The 18,566-nt window shown below is 53.1% G+C and carries 19 protein-coding genes; 12 read left to right on the top strand and 7 right to left on the bottom strand.

Annotated features, from left to right (window positions below; all coding sequences use genetic code 11):
- Positions 1–103 precede the first annotated feature (103 nt).
- From PYL13_RS21810 to PYL13_RS21800, 3 genes are read left to right on the top strand one after another with little or no spacing between them, the layout of a single operon-like run.
- Entirely contained in the window at positions 104–1,189 is a 1,086-nt protein-coding gene (locus tag PYL13_RS21810; protein ID WP_250985230.1) for an ABC transporter permease, read from the top strand.
- Positions 1,189–1,971, top strand: coding sequence for an ATP-binding cassette domain-containing protein (locus PYL13_RS21805; protein WP_250985231.1), 783 nt, complete (start codon positions 1,189–1,191; stop codon positions 1,969–1,971). Before PYL13_RS21810 ends, PYL13_RS21805 begins: the two co-directional genes overlap by 1 nt.
- Positions 1,968–2,594, top strand: coding sequence for a nucleoside triphosphate hydrolase (locus PYL13_RS21800; protein ID WP_275642326.1), 627 nt, complete (start codon positions 1,968–1,970; stop codon positions 2,592–2,594). Before PYL13_RS21805 ends, PYL13_RS21800 begins: the two co-directional genes overlap by 4 nt.
- Positions 2,595–2,621: 27 nt before the next feature.
- Here the strand turns inward: PYL13_RS21800 and PYL13_RS21795 are convergent, their stop codons facing one another.
- Complete coding sequence (locus PYL13_RS21795) at positions 2,622–3,422, bottom strand: NAD-dependent epimerase/dehydratase family protein (RefSeq protein ID WP_275642325.1); 801 nt, start codon at positions 3,420–3,422, stop codon at positions 2,622–2,624.
- 191 nt (positions 3,423–3,613) lie between these two features.
- Here PYL13_RS21795 and PYL13_RS21790 point away from each other — a divergent pair, with 191 nt between their 5' ends.
- The 7 genes from PYL13_RS21790 to PYL13_RS21760 all read left to right on the top strand — a co-directional run bounded on the left by PYL13_RS21790 (position 3,614) and on the right by PYL13_RS21760 (position 10,358).
- Positions 3,614–4,354 (top strand): FadR/GntR family transcriptional regulator, encoded by a 741-nt coding sequence (locus tag PYL13_RS21790; protein WP_192489223.1) that lies wholly within the window; start codon positions 3,614–3,616, stop codon positions 4,352–4,354.
- A 69-nt stretch (positions 4,355–4,423) separates the two neighbouring features.
- Positions 4,424–5,335 (top strand): 5-dehydro-4-deoxyglucarate dehydratase, encoded by a 912-nt coding sequence (gene kdgD / locus PYL13_RS21785; protein WP_192489222.1) that lies wholly within the window; start codon positions 4,424–4,426, stop codon positions 5,333–5,335.
- Complete coding sequence (locus PYL13_RS21780; RefSeq protein WP_259146839.1) at positions 5,332–6,468, top strand: mandelate racemase/muconate lactonizing enzyme family protein; 1,137 nt, start codon at positions 5,332–5,334, stop codon at positions 6,466–6,468. The genes kdgD and PYL13_RS21780 overlap by 4 nt, the downstream gene beginning before the upstream one ends.
- 1 nt (position 6,469) lies before the next feature.
- On the top strand, positions 6,470–7,345 hold the full coding sequence (locus PYL13_RS21775) for an amidohydrolase family protein (RefSeq protein ID WP_275642324.1): 876 nt from the start codon (positions 6,470–6,472) through the stop codon (positions 7,343–7,345).
- 147 nt (positions 7,346–7,492) lie between these two features.
- Positions 7,493–8,470 carry a TRAP transporter substrate-binding protein gene (locus PYL13_RS21770; RefSeq protein WP_192489219.1) on the top strand — a complete coding sequence of 326 codons (978 nt, stop codon included), beginning with the start codon at positions 7,493–7,495 and terminating at the stop codon, positions 8,468–8,470.
- A gap of 85 nt (positions 8,471–8,555) precedes the next feature.
- A complete protein-coding gene (locus PYL13_RS21765; RefSeq protein WP_192489218.1) occupies positions 8,556–9,077 on the top strand; it encodes a TRAP transporter small permease in 522 nt (173 codons plus the stop codon).
- Entirely contained in the window at positions 9,078–10,358 is a 1,281-nt protein-coding gene (locus PYL13_RS21760) for a TRAP transporter large permease (RefSeq protein ID WP_275642323.1), read from the top strand. It begins immediately after the preceding gene.
- Positions 10,359–10,433: 75 nt separating this feature from the next.
- Here PYL13_RS21760 and PYL13_RS21755 read toward each other — a convergent pair whose 3' ends face one another.
- A complete protein-coding gene (locus PYL13_RS21755; RefSeq protein ID WP_275642322.1) occupies positions 10,434–11,627 on the bottom strand; it encodes an AGE family epimerase/isomerase in 1,194 nt (397 codons plus the stop codon).
- A 206-nt stretch (positions 11,628–11,833) separates the two neighbouring features.
- Between PYL13_RS21755 and PYL13_RS21750 the strand changes: the two genes are divergently transcribed.
- On the top strand, positions 11,834–13,264 hold the full coding sequence (locus tag PYL13_RS21750) for a mannose-1-phosphate guanylyltransferase/mannose-6-phosphate isomerase (protein ID WP_275642321.1): 1,431 nt from the start codon (positions 11,834–11,836) through the stop codon (positions 13,262–13,264).
- 54 nt (positions 13,265–13,318) lie between these two features.
- Here the strand turns inward: PYL13_RS21750 and dps are convergent, their stop codons facing one another.
- The 5 genes from dps to PYL13_RS21725 all read right to left on the bottom strand — a co-directional run bounded on the left by dps (position 13,319) and on the right by PYL13_RS21725 (position 17,627).
- The gene (gene dps / locus PYL13_RS21745; RefSeq protein WP_275642562.1) at positions 13,319–13,840 is read right to left on the bottom strand and encodes a DNA starvation/stationary phase protection protein Dps; all 522 of its coding nucleotides are present in this window, start codon (positions 13,838–13,840) and stop codon (positions 13,319–13,321) included.
- 112 nt (positions 13,841–13,952) lie between these two features.
- On the bottom strand, positions 13,953–14,711 hold the full coding sequence (locus PYL13_RS21740) for an iron ABC transporter ATP-binding protein (protein WP_275642320.1): 759 nt from the start codon (positions 14,709–14,711) through the stop codon (positions 13,953–13,955).
- A complete protein-coding gene (locus PYL13_RS21735; protein ID WP_275642319.1) occupies positions 14,708–15,676 on the bottom strand; it encodes an iron chelate uptake ABC transporter family permease subunit in 969 nt (322 codons plus the stop codon). The genes PYL13_RS21740 and PYL13_RS21735 overlap by 4 nt, the downstream gene beginning before the upstream one ends.
- A complete protein-coding gene (locus PYL13_RS21730; protein WP_275642318.1) occupies positions 15,666–16,628 on the bottom strand; it encodes an ABC transporter permease in 963 nt (320 codons plus the stop codon). The genes PYL13_RS21735 and PYL13_RS21730 overlap by 11 nt, the downstream gene beginning before the upstream one ends.
- Before the next feature lie 69 nt (positions 16,629–16,697).
- Positions 16,698–17,627, bottom strand: coding sequence for a siderophore ABC transporter substrate-binding protein (locus PYL13_RS21725; protein WP_409515584.1), 930 nt, complete (start codon positions 17,625–17,627; stop codon positions 16,698–16,700).
- A gap of 285 nt (positions 17,628–17,912) precedes the next feature.
- Between PYL13_RS21725 and alkB the strand changes: the two genes are divergently transcribed.
- Positions 17,913–18,563 (top strand): DNA oxidative demethylase AlkB, encoded by a 651-nt coding sequence (alkB, locus tag PYL13_RS21720; protein WP_275642316.1) that lies wholly within the window; start codon positions 17,913–17,915, stop codon positions 18,561–18,563.
- The last annotated feature ends 3 nt before the right edge of the window (positions 18,564–18,566 follow it).

Here is an 18,566-nt window from a genome sequence, read left to right as displayed (position 1 = left end):
AAGGTGCTGAGGCACCTTTCCCTCAATGTGCCCACGTCTCTTCTGTTCGCATATCATCCGCACAGCAGACGGCGAAAAATACGGACGACCGGGGAGGAGTGGTATGGACGACCAATCAACAACACGTGCCCAACCGCACAATGAATTCGAGAAAGTTCTGACGGGCAGTTCTGCGCAGCTTGCCGCGTTCGATACACACGACAAAACACCCATCGAGAAATTCCAGCACTTCCTGCATTCCAGCCCCGCGGCTGTGCCGTTGATCGTGCTGGTCATGTCGCTGGCAGTGTTTGGCCTGCTGTTGGGTGGTAAATTTTTCTCGGCCTTTTCGCTAACCCTGATTTTGCAGCAGGTTGCGATCGTCGGGATCGTCGGTGCTGCTCAGTCGCTGGTCATCCTGACGGCAGGTATCGATCTCTCCGTCGGCGCCATCATGGTGTTGTCCTCAGTCATCATGGGGCAATTCACGTTCCGCTACGGCCTGCCGCCCACACTCTCGATTGTCTGTGGTTTTGCAGTGGGTGCCCTTTGCGGTTACATCAATGGTTTCCTTGTTTCCCGCATGCGTTTGCCACCATTTATCGTAACGCTTGGCATGTGGCAGATCGTGCTGGCTGCAAACTTCCTCTATTCCGCCAACGAAACGATCAGGGCGCAGGATATTTCCCAGAATGCGCCGATATTACAGTTTTTTGGCCAGAGCGTGCGCATGGGCAATGCGGTATTCACCTATGGCGTGATCGTCATGGTCCTGCTGGTTGCTCTGCTCTGGTATGTGCTGAACCACACGGCTTGGGGCCGACACGTTTATGCTGTTGGTGACGACCCTGAGGCTGCAGAACTTGCGGGTGTTAACGTCAAGCGCATGCTCATTTCGGTCTACACTTTGTCTGGTGTTATCTGTGCACTTGCCGGATGGGCGCTGATTGGACGTATCGGCTCGGTTTCCCCTACAGCCGGTCAGTTTGCCAATATCGAATCCATCACGGCGGTGGTGATTGGTGGCCTGTCACTGTTTGGTGGGCGTGGGTCCATTCTTGGCATGTTGTTCGGTGCTCTTATCGTGGGTGTGTTCTCACTTGGTCTGCGTCTTATCGGCACGGACCCGCAATGGACTTACCTTCTCATCGGTGTGCTGATTATCGCCGCCGTTGCAATTGACCAATGGATCAGAAAGGTAGCTGGCTGATGTCGAACGAACCCATTCTCACAGCCCGCGGTATTGTTAAACGGTATGGCCGCGTCACCGCTCTAGATAACGCAGACTTTGACCTCTATCCCGGTGAAATTCTGGCGGTGATTGGTGACAACGGCGCGGGAAAGTCCTCGTTGATCAAGGCGATTTCCGGGGCCATCACACCGGATGAAGGTGAAATTCGGCTGCACGGCCAACCGGTCCAGTTTCGCTCGCCAATCGAGGCCCGGAAGGCTGGTATCGAAACAGTGTATCAGAACCTCGCGCTGTCTCCGGCCTTGTCCATCGCCGACAACATGTTCCTTGGTCGCGAGATAAGAAAACCCGGTTTGCGTGGCAGTCTGTTGCGCACACTGGACCGCCCGGCCATGGAGAAGTTCTCACGGGAAAAGCTCTCCGAGCTTGGCTTGATGACCATTCAGAACATCAATCAGGCGGTGGAGACGTTGTCAGGCGGTCAGCGCCAGGGTGTTGCCGTGGCCCGTGCTGCAGCATTCGGCTCAAAAGTTATCATTCTTGATGAGCCGACTGCAGCACTCGGCGTAAAGGAAAGCCGACGGGTTCTGGAGCTTATTCAGGAAGTTCGGTCTAGAGGGCTTCCGATCGTGCTGATTTCACATAACATGCCGCATGTGTTCGAGGTTGCAGATCGCATTCACATCCACCGGCTTGGACGGCGGTTGTGTGTTATCAAACCGAAGGACTATTCGATGTCGGATGCCGTGGCATTCATGACCGGTGCAAGAGAAGCACCAAAGGATGTAGTTGCCGCATGAGACTGGAAGATTTGGTTGCAGACATCATGAAACGCGCGGCTGAACGCCCGCGTTTCATTATCGCCATTGCGGGACCGCCAGCTGCCGGCAAGTCAACCGTGTCTGAGGCGCTGCGTGAGCGTCTTTTGGCAAAAGGAGTCAGCGCGGAAATCCTGCCGATGGACGGCTTCCATCTGGACAACGGACTGTTGGAGGCGCGTGGACTTCTACCGCGCAAAGGTGCGCCGGAAACCTTTGATGTCAGGGGCTTCCTGGACATTATTGCTGCGGTTCGCAAAGCTGATCAGGAAGTGCTTGTGCCGGTGTTTGACCGGTCACGGGAAATTGCCATTGCCTCTGCTCGCGCTATCGCCGCAGAGACACGTTTCATTTTGGTGGAAGGTAACTACCTCCTGTTGAATCAAGGTCCGTGGACAAAGCTTGATGGCTGCTTTGATTATACGATATTTATCGGTCCTGATGCCGATGTCCTGACTGAACGGTTGACCCAACGTTGGACGGATATTGGTATGGACGCCGACGGTATTGCTCACAAGCTTTACGGCAATGACCTTCCCAATGGCGAGCGGGTGATCAGAAATTCAAGACCCGCAGATTTGCGGGTCGAGACAATTGAGTTGTGAGAAGCGGGAAAGGTGGCTTTCCGTTGCTTAGCCTTCTATAAAAATCGGGTCCTTGACGAACTGACCGCCTTGATAAAGCGATAGCGGTTCGTCGGTGCCGGGACGAGGCAAGGTTTTTTCCAACTCGGCGCGGTAAATTTCTGCATTGTCCTTTGGGCGCCAGCCCAGATACTCCGCTTGAGAATTGTCCCACCAACGACTGTCATTGTTGGAAACGCCCCAGATGATCGGGCAGCCGAGCAGCGGCGCGCGAAACGCACAATTGATCAATGACGCGAAATCATCATAGGACATCCAGCTCGACAGCATCCGGTAATTGACCGGTTTCTCGACGCAGCTGCCGATGCGCACAAGGGCAGTTTCCTGTCCGAATTTTTCAAAATACATCCGGGCAAGCGCTTCACCAAAGCATTTTGAAACGCCGTAAAGCCCATCCGGGCGCATTGGCGCGCTCGCGTCGATATGCTGGTCCTGGCGATAAAAGCCGATGGTGTGGTTGGAGCTTGCAAAGATAATGCGTGGCTGGCCGTTGGCGCGTGCCGCCTCGTAGAGATTGTAGAGACCAAGCAGATTGGCATTCAGGATCTTGGAGAACTTGTCCTCCACTGAAATGCCGCCAAGATGAATGATGCCGTCACATCCTTCCACCAATGTGTGTACCGCTGCTGCATCAGCAAGGTCGCAACGCACGAAGGTCTCGTTGGCCGCCAGCTCGCCTTGTATCTCGACGATATCGGAAAGACGCACTTCGTCTGCCATTTTGGAGAATCTGTCGCGCATGGCGCGTCCAAGCCCACCGGCTGCTCCCGTTACCAGAAGTCGCTTCAAAATTCTTCCTCCCGTCGCCAGCCCTCACAGGCTGTATAATGATTTAATGTAATATGGCTTTGAAGTTATCATACATCTTGATATGGTGTGGTCAACCAGTGTGATTGGTAAGGTGTGGGTTCTGCGTAATTTCTATGATAGCCAACCCGGAAATTGGCATTTGCATGAACGGGATAGGGAAAGAGGCGGGGATGAACACACAGACCAGAATAGAAGGTGGTGCGGGCACGCTGACGGAGCGGCTGGGTGAGAATCTGCGCCAGGCAATCGCCGCAGGGCAGTTTCCTCCCGGCACAAAATTGCCCAGTGAGGCGCAGCTCGTTGAGGCTCATGGCGTAAGCCGCACCGTTGTACGAGAGGCGATCGCTGCCTTGCGCGCTGATAAACTGGTCGAGGCGAGGCGAGGAGCTGGCGTATTCGTTCTGACGACGCCTGTTGCTAATGATAGTCTCCTGTCCTTGCATGCTGTTGATCCAGCTCGCGTTTCTTCAATGATCGAGTTGCTGGAATTGCGTACGGCGGTTGAGGTTGAGGCTGCCGGATTGGCAGCGCTTCGTCGCTCGCCCGCGCAGGAAGAAGTAATTTTTGAATGTCATCACGCCGTGCGTGCCTGTCTCGATGCCGGTACATCCAGTTCTGAGGCGGATTTCGCGTTGCATATTGCCATTGCTGAGGCTGCCAACAATTCGAGGTTTCCGGAGTTTTTGACGATGATTGGCCGCAATGCCATTCCGCGTGCGGCGCTAAGCAGTGACGAGTCAGAGGCTGATCAAGCTGCCTATATCAAGCTTCTTGATAAAGAACATGATCGAATCGTTGTGGCTATTTCCAATGGTGACGAGGATGCGGCGAGAGAAGCGATGCGTGCTCATTTGCGCGGTAGCCAAGCCCGATACAGAGCGTTGCTGCGCGAGCAGCGAAAACATGTATGATAACTATTGACACTTTTCCGACCTAGACGTATGACAAGTTAACTGAGTACGTAGAAAAGGAAATCAGTGATGAATCCGCAAGAAATCAAGGTCGCGCTTGGCTCGGGCCTATTGTCGTTCCCCGTCACGCACTTTGATGCACAAGGCAAATTCCAGGCTGAAAGCTATCGTCGTCACGTTGAATGGCTAGCTGGTTATGACGCTCCTGTGCTTTTTGCTGCTGGCGGTACGGGCGAATTTTTCTCGCTGGCTCCGTCTGAAATTCCCGACATTGTCCGCGCAGCCAAGGAAGCGTCTGGTAAGACTGCGATCGTTTCTGGTTGTGGTTACGGCACGGAAATGGCCATCGATCTGGCGCGTTCCGTTGAAAAGGCGGGCGCTGACGGCATTCTCCTTCTGCCACACTATCTGATTGATGCCCCACAGGAAGGTCTTTACCAGCACGTGAAGCGCGTCTGCCAGTCCATCGGTATTGGCGTTATGGTCTACAACCGCGACAATTCCGTTCTTCAGGCTGACACGTTGAAGCGTCTGTGTGACGAGTGCCCGAACCTGGTTGGTTTCAAGGACGGTACCGGCGATATTGGTCTCGTTCGTCAGGTGAGTGCAACGATGGGTGACCGTCTGACGTATCTTGGTGGCATGCCGACCGCCGAACTGTTCGCAGAAGCTTATCTGGGCGCTGGTTTCACAACCTACTCTTCTGCCGTGTTTAACTTCGTGCCCGGTCTGGCTATGGAGTTCTACAATGCCCTACGTGCGGGTGATCGCACAAAGTGTGAAACTATTCTCAAAGACTTCTTCTACCCGTTCATGGCTTTGCGCAGCCGCCGCAAGGGTTATGCGGTTTCCGCTGTTAAGGCCGGTGTTCGCCTCCAGGGCTTCGATGCGGGCAAGGTTCGTCCGCCGCTTGATGATCTGACCAAGGAAGAAGAAGCAATCCTCGACAAGCTCATCGGTACCTGGAAGCGCAGCGCATGAAAATAACAGCAGTCCGCACACATCTGCTCGAACATCGTCTTTCGGTTCCTTTCGAAAGTGCTTCAATGCGCTTCGATCGTCGCCTGCATGTTCTGGTAGAGATCGTTTGTGATGATGGCACCATTGGCTGGGGCGAATGCCTTGGCCCTGCGAAAGCAAATGCTGCCGTCGTCGAAACCTATGCGGGCTGGCTGATTGGCGAAAACCCGCTGGAAACGGAGAAGCTCTGGGCGAAGCTCTATAATGCGCTTCGCGACCAGGGGCAGCGCGGTCTTACACTGACCGCGCTTTCCGGCATCGATATCGCGCTATGGGATATCAAGGGCAAGCACTTCGGTGTTCCCGTTTCCACATTGCTGGGTGGTCGTTTTCGTGAATCTGTCCGTGCATATGCCACGGGCAGCTTCAAACGTGATGGCGTCAATCGTGTTGAGGACAACGCGAAGGAAGCCGCCCGCTACCGCGCGGAAGGGTTTCACGCCAGCAAGATCAAGATCGGTTTTGGTGTTGCCGAAGACCTTCAGGTCATTCGTGCCGTCCGCGAGGCAATTGGTCCGGACATGCGGCTGATGATTGACGCCAACCACGGTTATGGTGTTCTTGAAGCCATTGAACTCGGTCGCAAGGCGGCTGAATACAATATCGACTGGTTTGAAGAACCCGTTGTGCCGGAGCAACTGGCTGCCTACCGTGAGGTGCGCGCCAAGCAGCCCATTCCGGTTGCCGGTGGTGAGACATGGCATAGTCGCTGGGGTATGAAGGAGCCGCTTGAAACCCGAGCGGTCGATATTATTCAGCCTGATCTCTGTGGTGTGGGTGGTTTTACAGAGGCCCGCCGTGTTGCGGATTTTGCGTCCATTCACGGCGTGCGCGTGGTGCCGCATGTCTGGGGAACTGCGGTACAGATTGCTGCAGCCTTGCAGTTCATGGCATCAATGGTGCCAGACCCTGTTCGCACAAACCCTGTTGAGCCTATCCTTGAGTTTGATCGCACGGACAATCCTTATCGTCAGGCTATCGTCAAGACACCGCTGGAGCATGTCAACGGTGTGGTTTCCATACCGAATGCGCCCGGCCTTGGCATAGAGATAAACCGTGACGCGCTGGCGGAATTCCGCCTGAAGGAGGCTTGATATGGTTGTCAGGACCCTCTCTGGCCCCGCTCCGAAAATTACATTGCCCAAAGGCGCAGTGGACACGCAGATGCACATGTATCTGCCAGGCTTTCCGGCTTTGCCGGGCGGCCCTGATTTGCCGGCAGGCGCGCTGCCGGACGCGGAGCAATATCGCAGTTTTATGAAATGGCTCGGTATTGATCGCGTCATCATCACCCAAGGCAATGCTCACCAGCGTGACAATGGCAATTTGGTCGCCTGCCTCACAGAAATGGGCGAGGCGGCGCGGGGCGTTGCGGTGATTTCAGCTGATACAACTGATCGTGATCTCGATGCGCTGGCAGACGCCGGCGTTGTTGGCGCACGTATAATGGATCTGCCTGGCGGTGCGGTTGGTCTTGAGGCACTGGAAGAGGTGGATGCCCGGGCATCGGCGCGCAACTGGATGGTTGCCGTGCAGTTCGATGGCAGTAACATTGGGGATCACGAAGAACGCCTGTCGCGTTTGAAATCCCGCTGGGTGCTTGATCATCATGGCAAGTTCTTTTGTGGCGTGACACCGCAAAGCCCGCAGATCGATGTGCTGAAGCGTCTGATCGATAAGGGTAATTGCTGGTTCAAATTTGCGGGTGTTTACGAATCCGCCAAAAGCGCTGGTCCTGACTATGAGGATGTTGCTGCTGTGGCACGTGAGATTGCGGCCTACGCGCCTGAGCGCATCGTCTGGGGCACGAACTGGCCACACAATCTGGCGAAAACAACTGCTGACTATCCTGACGATGCGGCTTTGGCTGACGCCGTCCTTGGCTGGCTTGCTGACGATGCCGCCCGCAGGCTTGCGTTGGTTTCCAACCCTGAGACTCTCTTTAATCTGCCTGCATTTACAGCGGCATAAGTTTAACCGCATGCGCCGGGGGAGTGGAGGCTCCCGCGCATTGTGCCCAGAGAATGAAAGGCATTGCATACCCGCCCGAACGGGCAGGACGACAGCGGACCCGGGACCTGGGGAAGGTCGGGCCGTTTTAACGGAGGAGGACTAATAATGAAAAAGATTGCTGGCATGCTTTGCGTTGCCATGGGCATGGCCCTTGGCAGTGTTTCTGCGCAGGCGCAGGAGATTAACTTGCGTTCTGCTGATATCCATCCGGATGGCTACCCGACGGTCGAAGCCGTCAAATATATGGGTGAGCTGCTTTCTGAGCGCACCAATGGCCGCATTAAAATACAGGTCATGAACAACGCTGTACTTGGCGGCGAAAAAGACACCATCGAACAGACCCGCTTCGGCGTCATCGACATGAACCGCGTTAACGCGGCTCCCTTCAATAACCTGGTCAAGGAAACGACCGTTTTGGGTCTACCTTTCCTGTTCCGCTCTACCGAGCATATGCACAACACGGTGGACGGTCCGATTGGTGATGAGGTGCTGGCCGCCTTCGAGCCCCATGGTTTGATTGGTCTGGCATTTTATGATTCCGGGGCGCGGTCTTTCTACACCACCAAAAAGCCAATCGAAAAACTCGACGACCTCAAGGGGCTGAAAATTCGCGTTCAGCAATCCGACCTTTGGATCGCGATGATGCAAGCGTTTGGTGCCAACCCGACACCGATGCCTATGGGCGAAGTTTATTCGTCGCTGGAAACCGGCGTTGTCGATGGCGCGGAAAACAACTGGCCTTCGTACGAATCCGCCCGTCACTTCGAAGTGGCCAAGAACTACACTCTTACTGAACACTCTCTGAACCCTGAAATCCTCGTTATATCCAAGGTGTCCTGGGACAAGCTGTCGCCTGAAGATCAGACGCTTGTTCGTCAGGCCGCCAAGGATTCTGTTGGCAAAATGCGCGAACTTTGGAGTGCTCGTGAAAAGGCTTCCGAAGAAAAAGTTCGTGCCGGTGGCGTCAATGTCATCAAAGTCAATAAGGAGGAATTCGCTGCCGTTATGAAGCCGGTTTACGACAAGTTCGTAACCGATCCGAAGATGAAAGATCTTCTGGAGCGCGTTCAGGCGGTCAAGTGAACAGTTACACGGAGGACCGGCTCATTATTGAGCCGGTCTTTTTTTATCTCCAGCTGCATGGGCTGGAGTTGTGGAGGACGGGAACATGCGAAATTTTATGAGGGCGATACGCCCCGGTCTTGGTGCGCTCAATCGTGCATCGCTTTATGTCGCTGGCGTCGGCATGGTTATCATGACGCTGATTATCGGCTGGCAGGTTTTCAGCCGCTACATATTGAATGATTCGCCAAGTTGGTCCGAACCTTTGTCCATTCATCTTATGGCCTGGTTCATCATGCTTGGGGCAGCTGTTGGCGTGCGTGAAAGCGTACATCTTGGGCTGGATATCATTCGCTACATGATGAGACCCGGCATCCAGAAAATAATGGATATGATCAGTCTCGGCCTCATTGTCTTCTTTGGGGCGGCGATGACCTTTTACGGCGTGCAGCTTTGCATGGGCACATGGACGGCGACGATTCCGGTTCTGGGATGGCCTGGCGGTGTGGACTTTTTCCCGCTGATCGGTGGTGGTTTTCTTATTGCACTCTTTGGCACTGAGCGATTCATTGATGTTGCTCTCGGCGAGGAAATTGCAGCGGATGTGATCGTGCAGGAGGCTGCGTAAATGGCATACACTATTCTTTTCGGGGTCTTTACCCTGTTAATGTTGATCGGCACACCTATCGCATTTTGTCTCGGCATCGCTTCCCTTGCCACCGTTCTCTATATGGGGCTTCCGCCGGTTGTTATCTTCCAGCAAATGAATTCGGGCATGAGCGTGTTTGCCATGATGGCTATTCCGTTTTTCATCTTTGCGGGTGACCTGATGGTGCGCGGCGGTATTGCACATCGTCTCATACGGTTCGCGGCAGGCCTTGTTGGTCACATGCGTGGAGGGCTTGGGCAGGTCAACATTGTGGCGTCAACGTTGTTCGGCGGTATTTCTGGTTCCGCTGTTGCTGACGCATCGGCTGTGGGTGGTCTGATGATCCCTCAGATGGCTGCACGTGGTTATGACAAGGATTACGCCGTCAACGTAACTGTCAATGCGGCGATCATTGCGCTGATGATCCCGCCATCGCACAACATGATCCTTTATTCGATCGCCGCTGGTGGCAATGTCTCGGTCGCGGATTTGTTTACAGCAGGGATTATTCCGGGTTTCCTGCTTGCCGCTGCCTTGATGGTAACCGCCTATATTGTTGCACGTCGAAAGGGTTATCCAGCTGAGCCGTTTCCGGGCTTTTCCAAGCTGTTTTATTACTTGCTTGCTTCGTTTCCAGGCATCCTGTTGATCGGCATTATCTTTGGTGGTGTTCGTTCCGGTGTTTTTACCGCAACGGAAAGTTCGTGCATTGCGGTGCTCTACGCCTTTTTGGTTGCCATGTTGGTCTACCGTGAGCTGAACTGGGAAGGTTTTGTTGAGGCGGTGATGGGGGCCGTGCGTACGACTGCCATGGTGTTGCTGGTTATCGGTACAGCCGCTGCATTTGGGTGGCTAATGGCTTTCCTTCAGGTGCAGACCCTTATGATCAGTGCCATCAGTGCGATCTCGGACAATCCGATCATCGTTTTGCTTGTCATCAACATCATTCTGCTGTTGCTTGGTACATTCATGGACATGGCACCGATGGTGATCATCTCCACACCAGTGCTGCTGCCAGTTGTGAAGGCCTTTGGTATCGATCCCGTACATTTCGGCGTCGTGATGATCCTCAATGCAGGCATCGGTCTCAACACGCCACCCGTTGGTACAGTGCTGTTTGTCGGATGTGCTGTCGGAGGAATATCGATACGAGAGGCGATGCGAACCATCTGGCCGTTCTTCGGCGCGAGCGTTCTGGTGCTACTGGCGGTAACCTATATTCCAGCGCTGTCGCTCTGGTTACCAAGCCTCTTTAAGTAACAGCTTGCAGTATCACAAAAAAACCGCCGCAGACATGGCTTGCGGCGGTTTTTGTTTTGTGATGGTCTAGTTTTATTAGCTTTTATCGATGCGCTCTAAAACGTCACAAGCTTCGTGGATTGCACAGACAATATGATAAAATGTGCTGGCGGGTGCCGGTTCATCAATCATGCCGCCGTCCTTGATCCACTTGTCGTACCAAAGGCCTTTGATTGGTGTCTCCAAAAAGGGTTGAAGTGCATCCAATGCTTTCGAACTGGAGGCAAGGTACCGTTGCCGTTCGTCGCCGGTTGAATTGAGTGCTAGTTGCAATGACGCCTTCAACCATTCGGTCTGCGGCCACAACCGTGCCAGGCTATCTCTCACGGTGAAGTCGTCCTTCAGGCCCATTATGACGATCTTGCGATCTGGGCAAACGCCATGCGTTTCGGCAATTTCGAACAGTCGTTTTGCCTTTTGAATTGCCTCCGGCGAGTGCCGTGAAGAGCCATAACGAACCAGAAGCCATGCCCATTCGAATTGATGTCCCGGTTCGACCACCTTTCCTGCATCTCCTGGCATTGGCTGCCAATCGTGATCGAAAAATTCACGCAGCACGCCGCTGTCTGCGTCAATGAAATGGTTCATTGCAAGCGCGGCGATCTCGTCAGTCAATTCCATCCAAGGTCCGGTCGGATCGACCTTTTCCCAGGCCTGCATTGTCTCGAACAGATGCATGTGGGGATTGGAACCAAGGGGCTGTCGTGGCGGATTGGCTTCCTCGAACCCAGCGACAGGATGTTTATACTCTCTTTTTAAAGCGTCCAGTATGGACAGCGCCTTGGCGCGCATTTCAGCTTTCTTCTCAGGCACTGCGATAGAAAGCTCTGCACAGGCAAAAAGTGCAAAAGCCTGATTGTATAGGTCAAATGTTGGATCAATCAATTGGCCATCTGCCGAGGCGAGATTGCCGTAAAGACCGCTTTCCAACCGATAGGTTTTATCAAACCAAGCGACACCCTGCTCAACGGCTGATTGCCAAGGGCCAGTCCATCCAGCGTGCCCGGCAGCAGCAAAACAATAAGTCTGTCGCGGTTGAACACGCGAACGCCTGTCGTCACTGAATATCGGGATTCCGTCTTGGCCAATGCGCTCATGGAAGCCACGGCCGTCTGCTGCTAGACCGGTTTTGATCCACAAGGGCAAGGCATCCACGTCGAGCCATCGACGTAGTTCAGAAACCCTGTTTTCAAGTGTATTCACCCGGCTCGCCGGTGACGATAAGGTCATATCTATCCTTCCGATCTCGTGCCTCATGTCATCATAATGCATCAATATCAAGGTTGGTTCATCGCTTAATTTTTATGCAATTCATGTGTGGAGTTTACTCGGGGGATAACCGTTTGTCTTGACCCCAAACTTTTCCTGGTGAACATTTATTACGTGTATGCATTTAGGGTATATGTTCAAAATTGTTTTAGAATGGGCTGATTGGTATGAGTGATATGACGGATAAAATTACCCCGGTGCTTCTCGCAGGAGGTTCGGGGTCAAGGTTATGGCCAGTCTCACGTGATCAATTGCCTAAACAATTTCAGCCATTGGTTGGAAATCTCTCCACCTATCAGCAGACGTTGAAACGTGTCTCAAATCCCAAGCTTTATGCGTCGCCGCTTGTCATCACCAACGAGGACTTTCGGTTTTTCGCCAAACGTCAGGCAGAAGATGTTGAGGTGCCGACCACAGTGGTGTTGGAGCCTGCACGACGCGATAGTGCGGCGGCGATGGCGGTTGCAGCCGTCATGGCCGAACGGCGCTCAGCAGGTTCCTTGGTGTTGGCGTTGGCCGCCGACCACGTTGTGCTGGACGAGGGGCTGTTTTCTGACGCCGTGAAACTGGGATGTGAAGCTGCAAAACAAGGCAACATTGTTGTCTTCGGCTTGGTTCCGACTGAACCTAGGACCGCCTACGGTTACATCAATCCCGGTGAGTTGTTTTCCGATAACGAAGATCTGCGCATCGTCGAAGCCTTTGTCGAGAAGCCGAATGCTGAAACGGCGGTCAGTTATCTGCAAAAGGGATATCTGTGGAATTCAGGTAACTTCCTATTTCGCTCCGACGTGATGATTGCGGAACTGCGGGCATTTTCACCCGAGATTTTGGACGCTGTAGAAAAGGCCGTGGACCTTTCAAAACAGGACCTTGGTTTTGTCCGTCTGGATCAGGAAAGCTTTGAGGCATCTCCTAAAAACTCAATTGATTACGCGGTGATTGAAAAAACCAAACGTATGGCGGTGGTGCGTGGTCATTTCCGTTGGTCCGATATTGGCAGTTGGGACGCAATCTGGGAGGTTGCCGACAAACAGCAAGGTGACAACGCAATTGAAGGCAATGGTCTCATAGTCGATTCCGAAGGATGCCTTGTGCATTCACACGGTCTGATGACGACAGTTGTCGGTGCAAAGGATCTTGTTGTCGTCTCAACCAAGGATGCGGTTCTGGTTGTACCGAAAAACAAGACACAGGCTGTGAAAGGCCTCGTTGAGCAGCTGAAGGCCGAAGGCCGGAATGTTGAAACGGAAGTTCACACCCGTGCCTACCGTCCGTGGGGATATGTGGAGAGCATGGATGATGGCGAACGGTTTGGTGTGCGTCGAACCATGCTTGATCCCGGCACTCGGACTTCCTTGCAAAAGCACATGCATCGCTCCGAGCACCTTATCGTTGTTAAGGGCACGGCCAGTGTGACGATCAGTTCGGAAACCCTACTTCTAACCGAAAACCAATCTATCTACATCCCAATTGGCGCGCTACACCGCATCGCCAATGAGGGCCGCATTCCGCTCGAGATTATCGAGGTGCGTACTGGTGGCTATCTCGGCGAGGATGATATTATCCGCGTCGAAGACGACTACAAACGAGATTGAGTGACGAAAAAAGCCCCGGTTTTGCCGGGGCTTTTTTGATTATGGGAACGTGTCTCAGTTCTTTTCCTGAACATGAGCTTCCAGGAACCACAAGGCTTTGTCCAGATCGCGAGACGCTGCCGTGAAAATATCGGCGGTGTTCGCATCACCGGCTTCATCAGCTTCATCAATGGCTTTGCGAACCATGTTGGCAACATCGCCATAACGTTCGATCAGCGCCTGAAGATGGTCGTGCACGGGGTAAATGTCCGTTGGGTACGCAGCAAGTTTTGTTGCTGCAGAAACAGCCTGCAGGCTGCCAAGTGCAGTGCCGCCCAATTGCACAACTCTTTCAGCAATTGTGTCGCCGTGGTCATCAAGCTGGTTGCGGAAACCATCCAGCATCTCGTGAACGGCTATGAACTGTGGGCCCTTAAGGTTCCAGTGTGCCTGCTTGGTTGCCAGTGCCAGATCAATGATCGAAGCAAGTGCCTCATTCAACAATGCGCTTACTGTTGTCTTGGCATTCGATGGCAAATCATTTTTGGTCTTATGGGTTTTCACGTCTGTCTTCCTTCTCTCTTTACTGGCAGTCAGAACTGGCCTCGTTCAAAACTTTTATGGACCCGACTAGGTTCCGTCCTGTCTGAAGGCGCGGTTTGAAAACCATGAAATTATCAAAAAATACATGATCTATCGCGGCGGATGATCACTCATAAAACAATCCGATGCGTCGCCCGTCGATCTCATGAATGGCGATTTGCATATCGTAAATCTCTCTTAGCGCATCGGTGTCGATAATGTCATTTACCGTTCCAGTGCCCCACACCTTTCCGTCGCGCATCGCAATGATATTGTCGGAATACCAGGAGGCGAAGTTGATATCGTGCAGCACCAGCACCACGGTCTTTTTCAAGTCGTCGGCGGCCTTGCGCAATATTTTCATCATAGCGCTGGCATGTTTCATATCAAGGTTGTTCAAGGGCTCGTCCAGCAGCACATAATCGGTGTCCTGGCACAGAACCATTGCGACAAATGCGCGTTGACGTTGCCCGCCAGATAGCTCATCGAGAAAGCGGTCTGCAAGAGGTTCAAGGTTGAGATATTGCATTGCCTGATCGACATGCACCTTGTCTTCGACAGTCGGGCGCCCTTTGGAATAGGGATATCTGCCGAATGTCACCAGATCGCGCACGGTAAGGCGTGATGAAATATGATTGTCCTGTCGTAGTATGGAAAGCCGACGGGCAAGCTGGTCGCTTTGCGTTTTCGTCACGTCCATGCCGTCAACGGTAACCGTTCCCTTATCCATAGCCATCAGGCGCGCGATAATGGACAGTAGTGTCGACTTTCCCGCACCGTTGGGACCGATGATCGAGGTCAAACCTCCGACCGGAATTGTGATGGAAACATCATCGACAACCAAAGAGTTACCGTATGACTTGCTGATGCCGTTGGTGACGATCATCGAGCACCCCGTTTGAGAATGAGAACAATAAAGACGATGCCACCGAGAAACTCGATGACGATTGAGAGTGCGGTGTCGAACGCGAAGACCCGTTCCAGGATCACCTGTCCGCCAACAAGGCAGATGATGCCGATCAAGATTGCGGCTGGCAGCACATGGCGATGTTTGCCTGAGCCGGTGAAGTAATGTGCAAGGGCTGCAATGAGCAGCCCAAAAAACATCACCGGGCCGACAAGGGCGGTGGACACTGCAACCATAATGGAAATGAGCACCAATAGCGCGGTGACAACACGTTTATGCGCGACGCCGAGACTGATCGCTGCAGGCCTTCCTAACGACAGGACGTCAAAGGTATGAAACAGTCTCAGGCCAGCGAGGCTGGCCAATGCAACAATAGCAGCGGAAATAGCCAACAACGTTGTATCAATGGTATTGAAGCTGGCGAACAGTGTGTCCTGCAACACCATGAATTCATTCGGATCCAGCACTCGCTGCATGAAACTGGACAGGCTGCGAAACAGCACACCGAAGATTATCCCGACTAGTACCAGCAGATGTAGGCTTCGCTCGCCGCCAGAAAACAACCAGCGGAAAAGAATGCTGGCAAAAAAGACCAGCAGTAGGGTTTCACCGATAAATCGCAAACGAGGATCGATCAAAAGCACTTCGGAAGATCCGAAGGCGAAGACCATGAATGTGTGCACCAGCACAAATAGGGAATCGAACCCCATGACTGCTGGCGTCAGAATGCGATTGTTGGTCACCGTTTGGAACATGACGGTTGAGACCGCAATCGCATAGGCAACCAGCAAAAGTGCCGCCAATTTTATGCCGCGGAATTTGAGTACGAATGCCCAGCTTCCCTTTGCACCAAGTGTCATGAAGGCAATGATGGCAACAATTGCCAGAGCGGAGAGGACCACCAGGATAATGACGGGCCGTTTCTGCTGCAGATCAGTGGGCATGGTCACGCTTCCGAAGCAAAAGATAGAGAAATAAAGCGCTACCAACGACCCCGACGACGGTTCCAATCGGAATTTCGTACGGTGCACGGATTGTCCTGCCGACAATATCGCAAGACAGCACAAAGATTGCGCCAAGGGTCGCAACCCATGGCACGGAACGGCGCATGTTATCTCCAATCATCAGGCTGACAATGTTCGGCACGATAAGCCCGAGAAAAGGGATCATGCCGACTGTGACCACGACGACGGCTGAAACCAGGGACACAATGACCAGACCGAATGTCACCACGCGGCGGTAATTGAGGCCAAGATTGGTTGTGAAGTCACGGCCCATGCCGGCGACGGTAAATCTGTCTGCTGCCAGATAGGCTGCAATGGCAAAACAAAAGCCAATCCAAAGCAATTCATAGCGTCCACGCAAAACGCCGGAGAAGTCTCCTGTTGTCCATGCCAAAAGGGACTGCGTGAGTTCGTAACGGTAAGCAAAAAATGCCGTTATCGCACTGATGATGCCCCCGAGCATAATGCCGATGAGCGGAACGAGCAGCATGTCACGCAGGGGAATTTCACGCAGTATCCGCAAGAAGAGCGCGGTTCCTGCCAGTGCAAATGCCGCCGCCACCAGCATCTTACCAAAAATGGGAGTTTGCGGTGCAAGAAGAGTAACAGTCAGAAGGCCGAGGCTGGCGGATTCGATTGTGCCCGCTGTCGATGGCTCAACGAAGCGATTGCGAACCAGCATTTGCATTATAAGTCCGGCAATTGCCATGGAGCTGCCGGCAAGTATAAGGGCGAGCGTCCGGGGGATGCGGCTGACGACCAGTACTTGCACGGCGCGCGCTTCCGTATCCGACGACATCAATGTCGAAAGTGACACATTGCTGACCCCGATGAAAAGGCTGGTGACGGCCAACATTAGGGCTGCGAGCAGGGCTAGAGCCAGATATTTCAACGTAGTGTCCTAATGCGCGATTGCTCCCAATGGCATTGGTCATCGGGAGCGGAAATGAAGAGCCTGGAATTATTTCTTTTCGGACACTGCTTTGTAAACCTGATCGATCAGCGTTGTAAGGGCTGTATAGCCGCTGCTGACAATGTAGGCGGCCTGTGGGTCCAGATAGACGATCTGGCCTTTTTTCCATGCTGTGGTTTGGTGAACCAGTTCGTTGTCGAGAACCTTTTGGGATGCATCACCGCCACTGTTGCCCACACCAGCGTCGCGGTCTACGACGAACAGCCAATCAGGATTTGCTTCAAGGAGATACTCGAACGATACGATGTCGCCACCGTGGAAACGATCGTCAATGTCTTCTGCAACCGTCTTGAAGCCAACTTCTTTGTGCAGCCAGCCAACCCGTGAGTTAGGGCCATAAGCGCCAACTTTGCCCGCATTCGTGACAAGGATCATTGCTGTGCCAGCGTCGGCAGCCACAGCCTTGAGGGCGGCAATTTTTTCGTCGATTGTCACATCGAGTTTTGCAGCCTCAGTGTCTTTGCCAAACACCTTGCCGAGCGTCAGGATATTGGCCTTGGTGCTGGCGATGTAGTTTTGTGCATCGACAGACATATCCAGCGCTGGGACAATTGCAGAGACTTCTGGATATTTGGCGCGAGAACGGCCACCAACGATGGCAAGATCTGCTTCTGCTGCATTGATTGCTTCATAATCCGGCTCAAAAAGCGTTCCAACCTTCAAATATTTGGCATCTGAATATTTGGAAAGATATGCTGGCAGGTTGGAGGCCAGGACACCCGCGGGCTCAACGCCCAAAGCATCCATGGTGTCCAGTGAAGGGATGTCGAGAACCAAAACCTTCTGCGGAACGCCCTTGAGTACAGTCTCTCCCTGACCATGCTTGATGCTGATGTCTTGAGCGTTTGCTGTGAGGGCGCCGAACCCGAAAGCTGCGACAGCAAACAGGCGGGCAGGGTGAAGGGGCTTGAAGTTCACTGACATTTCCTTTGTTGTCCCGTAATGAAGAAAGCCACATTTAAGTGTGGTTGGACATTAATATGATATCTTTCGTCATCTTTAATTGCTCAGGTTTACGATGTCAAAAAACCTATTTCAGAACGGTTCTAAATTTCTCTGGTGTTAATTTGCTTGATCGACAGGCAGGTTGATAAAGGGACAAAAAAATAGGATTTGGGCATGGAATGGGTGCGAATAACCTCTGTTACGTGCGACGATATGGCGTATCTCTTTCAAGACAAACAAGCACAGGAGGTTCTGATAATGGATGATTTATTTGCGGAGATGAAATCACCAGAGCCGTCTCGGCAGGACTTGGCAGAAGGCGCCGTATTGCTACGTCAACGGGCGCTTGACGTGGAGGACAAGTTACTGGATGGGGTGTGCCAGATTTCCGACCGCGCGCCGTTTCGCAACATGATGACGCCTGGCGGCTTTTCCATGTCGGTTGCCATGACCAACTGCGGTAGGGCAGGTTGGGTTACGGATCGTCGAGGTTATCGATATCAGGAGAATGATCCGGAGACGGGACAGCCGTGGCCTGAGATGCCTGATGTTTTTTGCGAACTTGCCGAACAGGCCGCGGCAGAGGCGGGATACGAAGGTTTTTCACCCGACGCCTGCCTGATAAACCGTTACGAGCCCGGCGCACGCATGTCGCTTCATCAGGATCGGGACGAAAAGGATTTTCAAAACCCAATCGTCTCCATATCTCTCGGTCTGCCGGCGACATTCCAGTTCGGAGGTCTAAGACGAACAGATGAGGTCAAAAAATACCTGCTGCAGCATGGCGATGTCGTTGTCTGGGGCGGCGCCTCACGCCTGTTCTACCACGGTGTCCTGACGTTGAAAGACGGCGATCATCCCAAAACCGGTCATGTCAGATACAATCTCACATTCCGCAAGGCGTATTAGTTG

Origin of the sequence: Agrobacterium sp. Azo12, from assembly GCF_029193765.2 — a bacterium.
Lineage (GTDB): Bacteria > Pseudomonadota > Alphaproteobacteria > Rhizobiales > Rhizobiaceae > Agrobacterium.
Note: the sequence above shows the minus strand (reverse complement) of the source record. Positions and strands in the feature narration are given on the sequence as shown.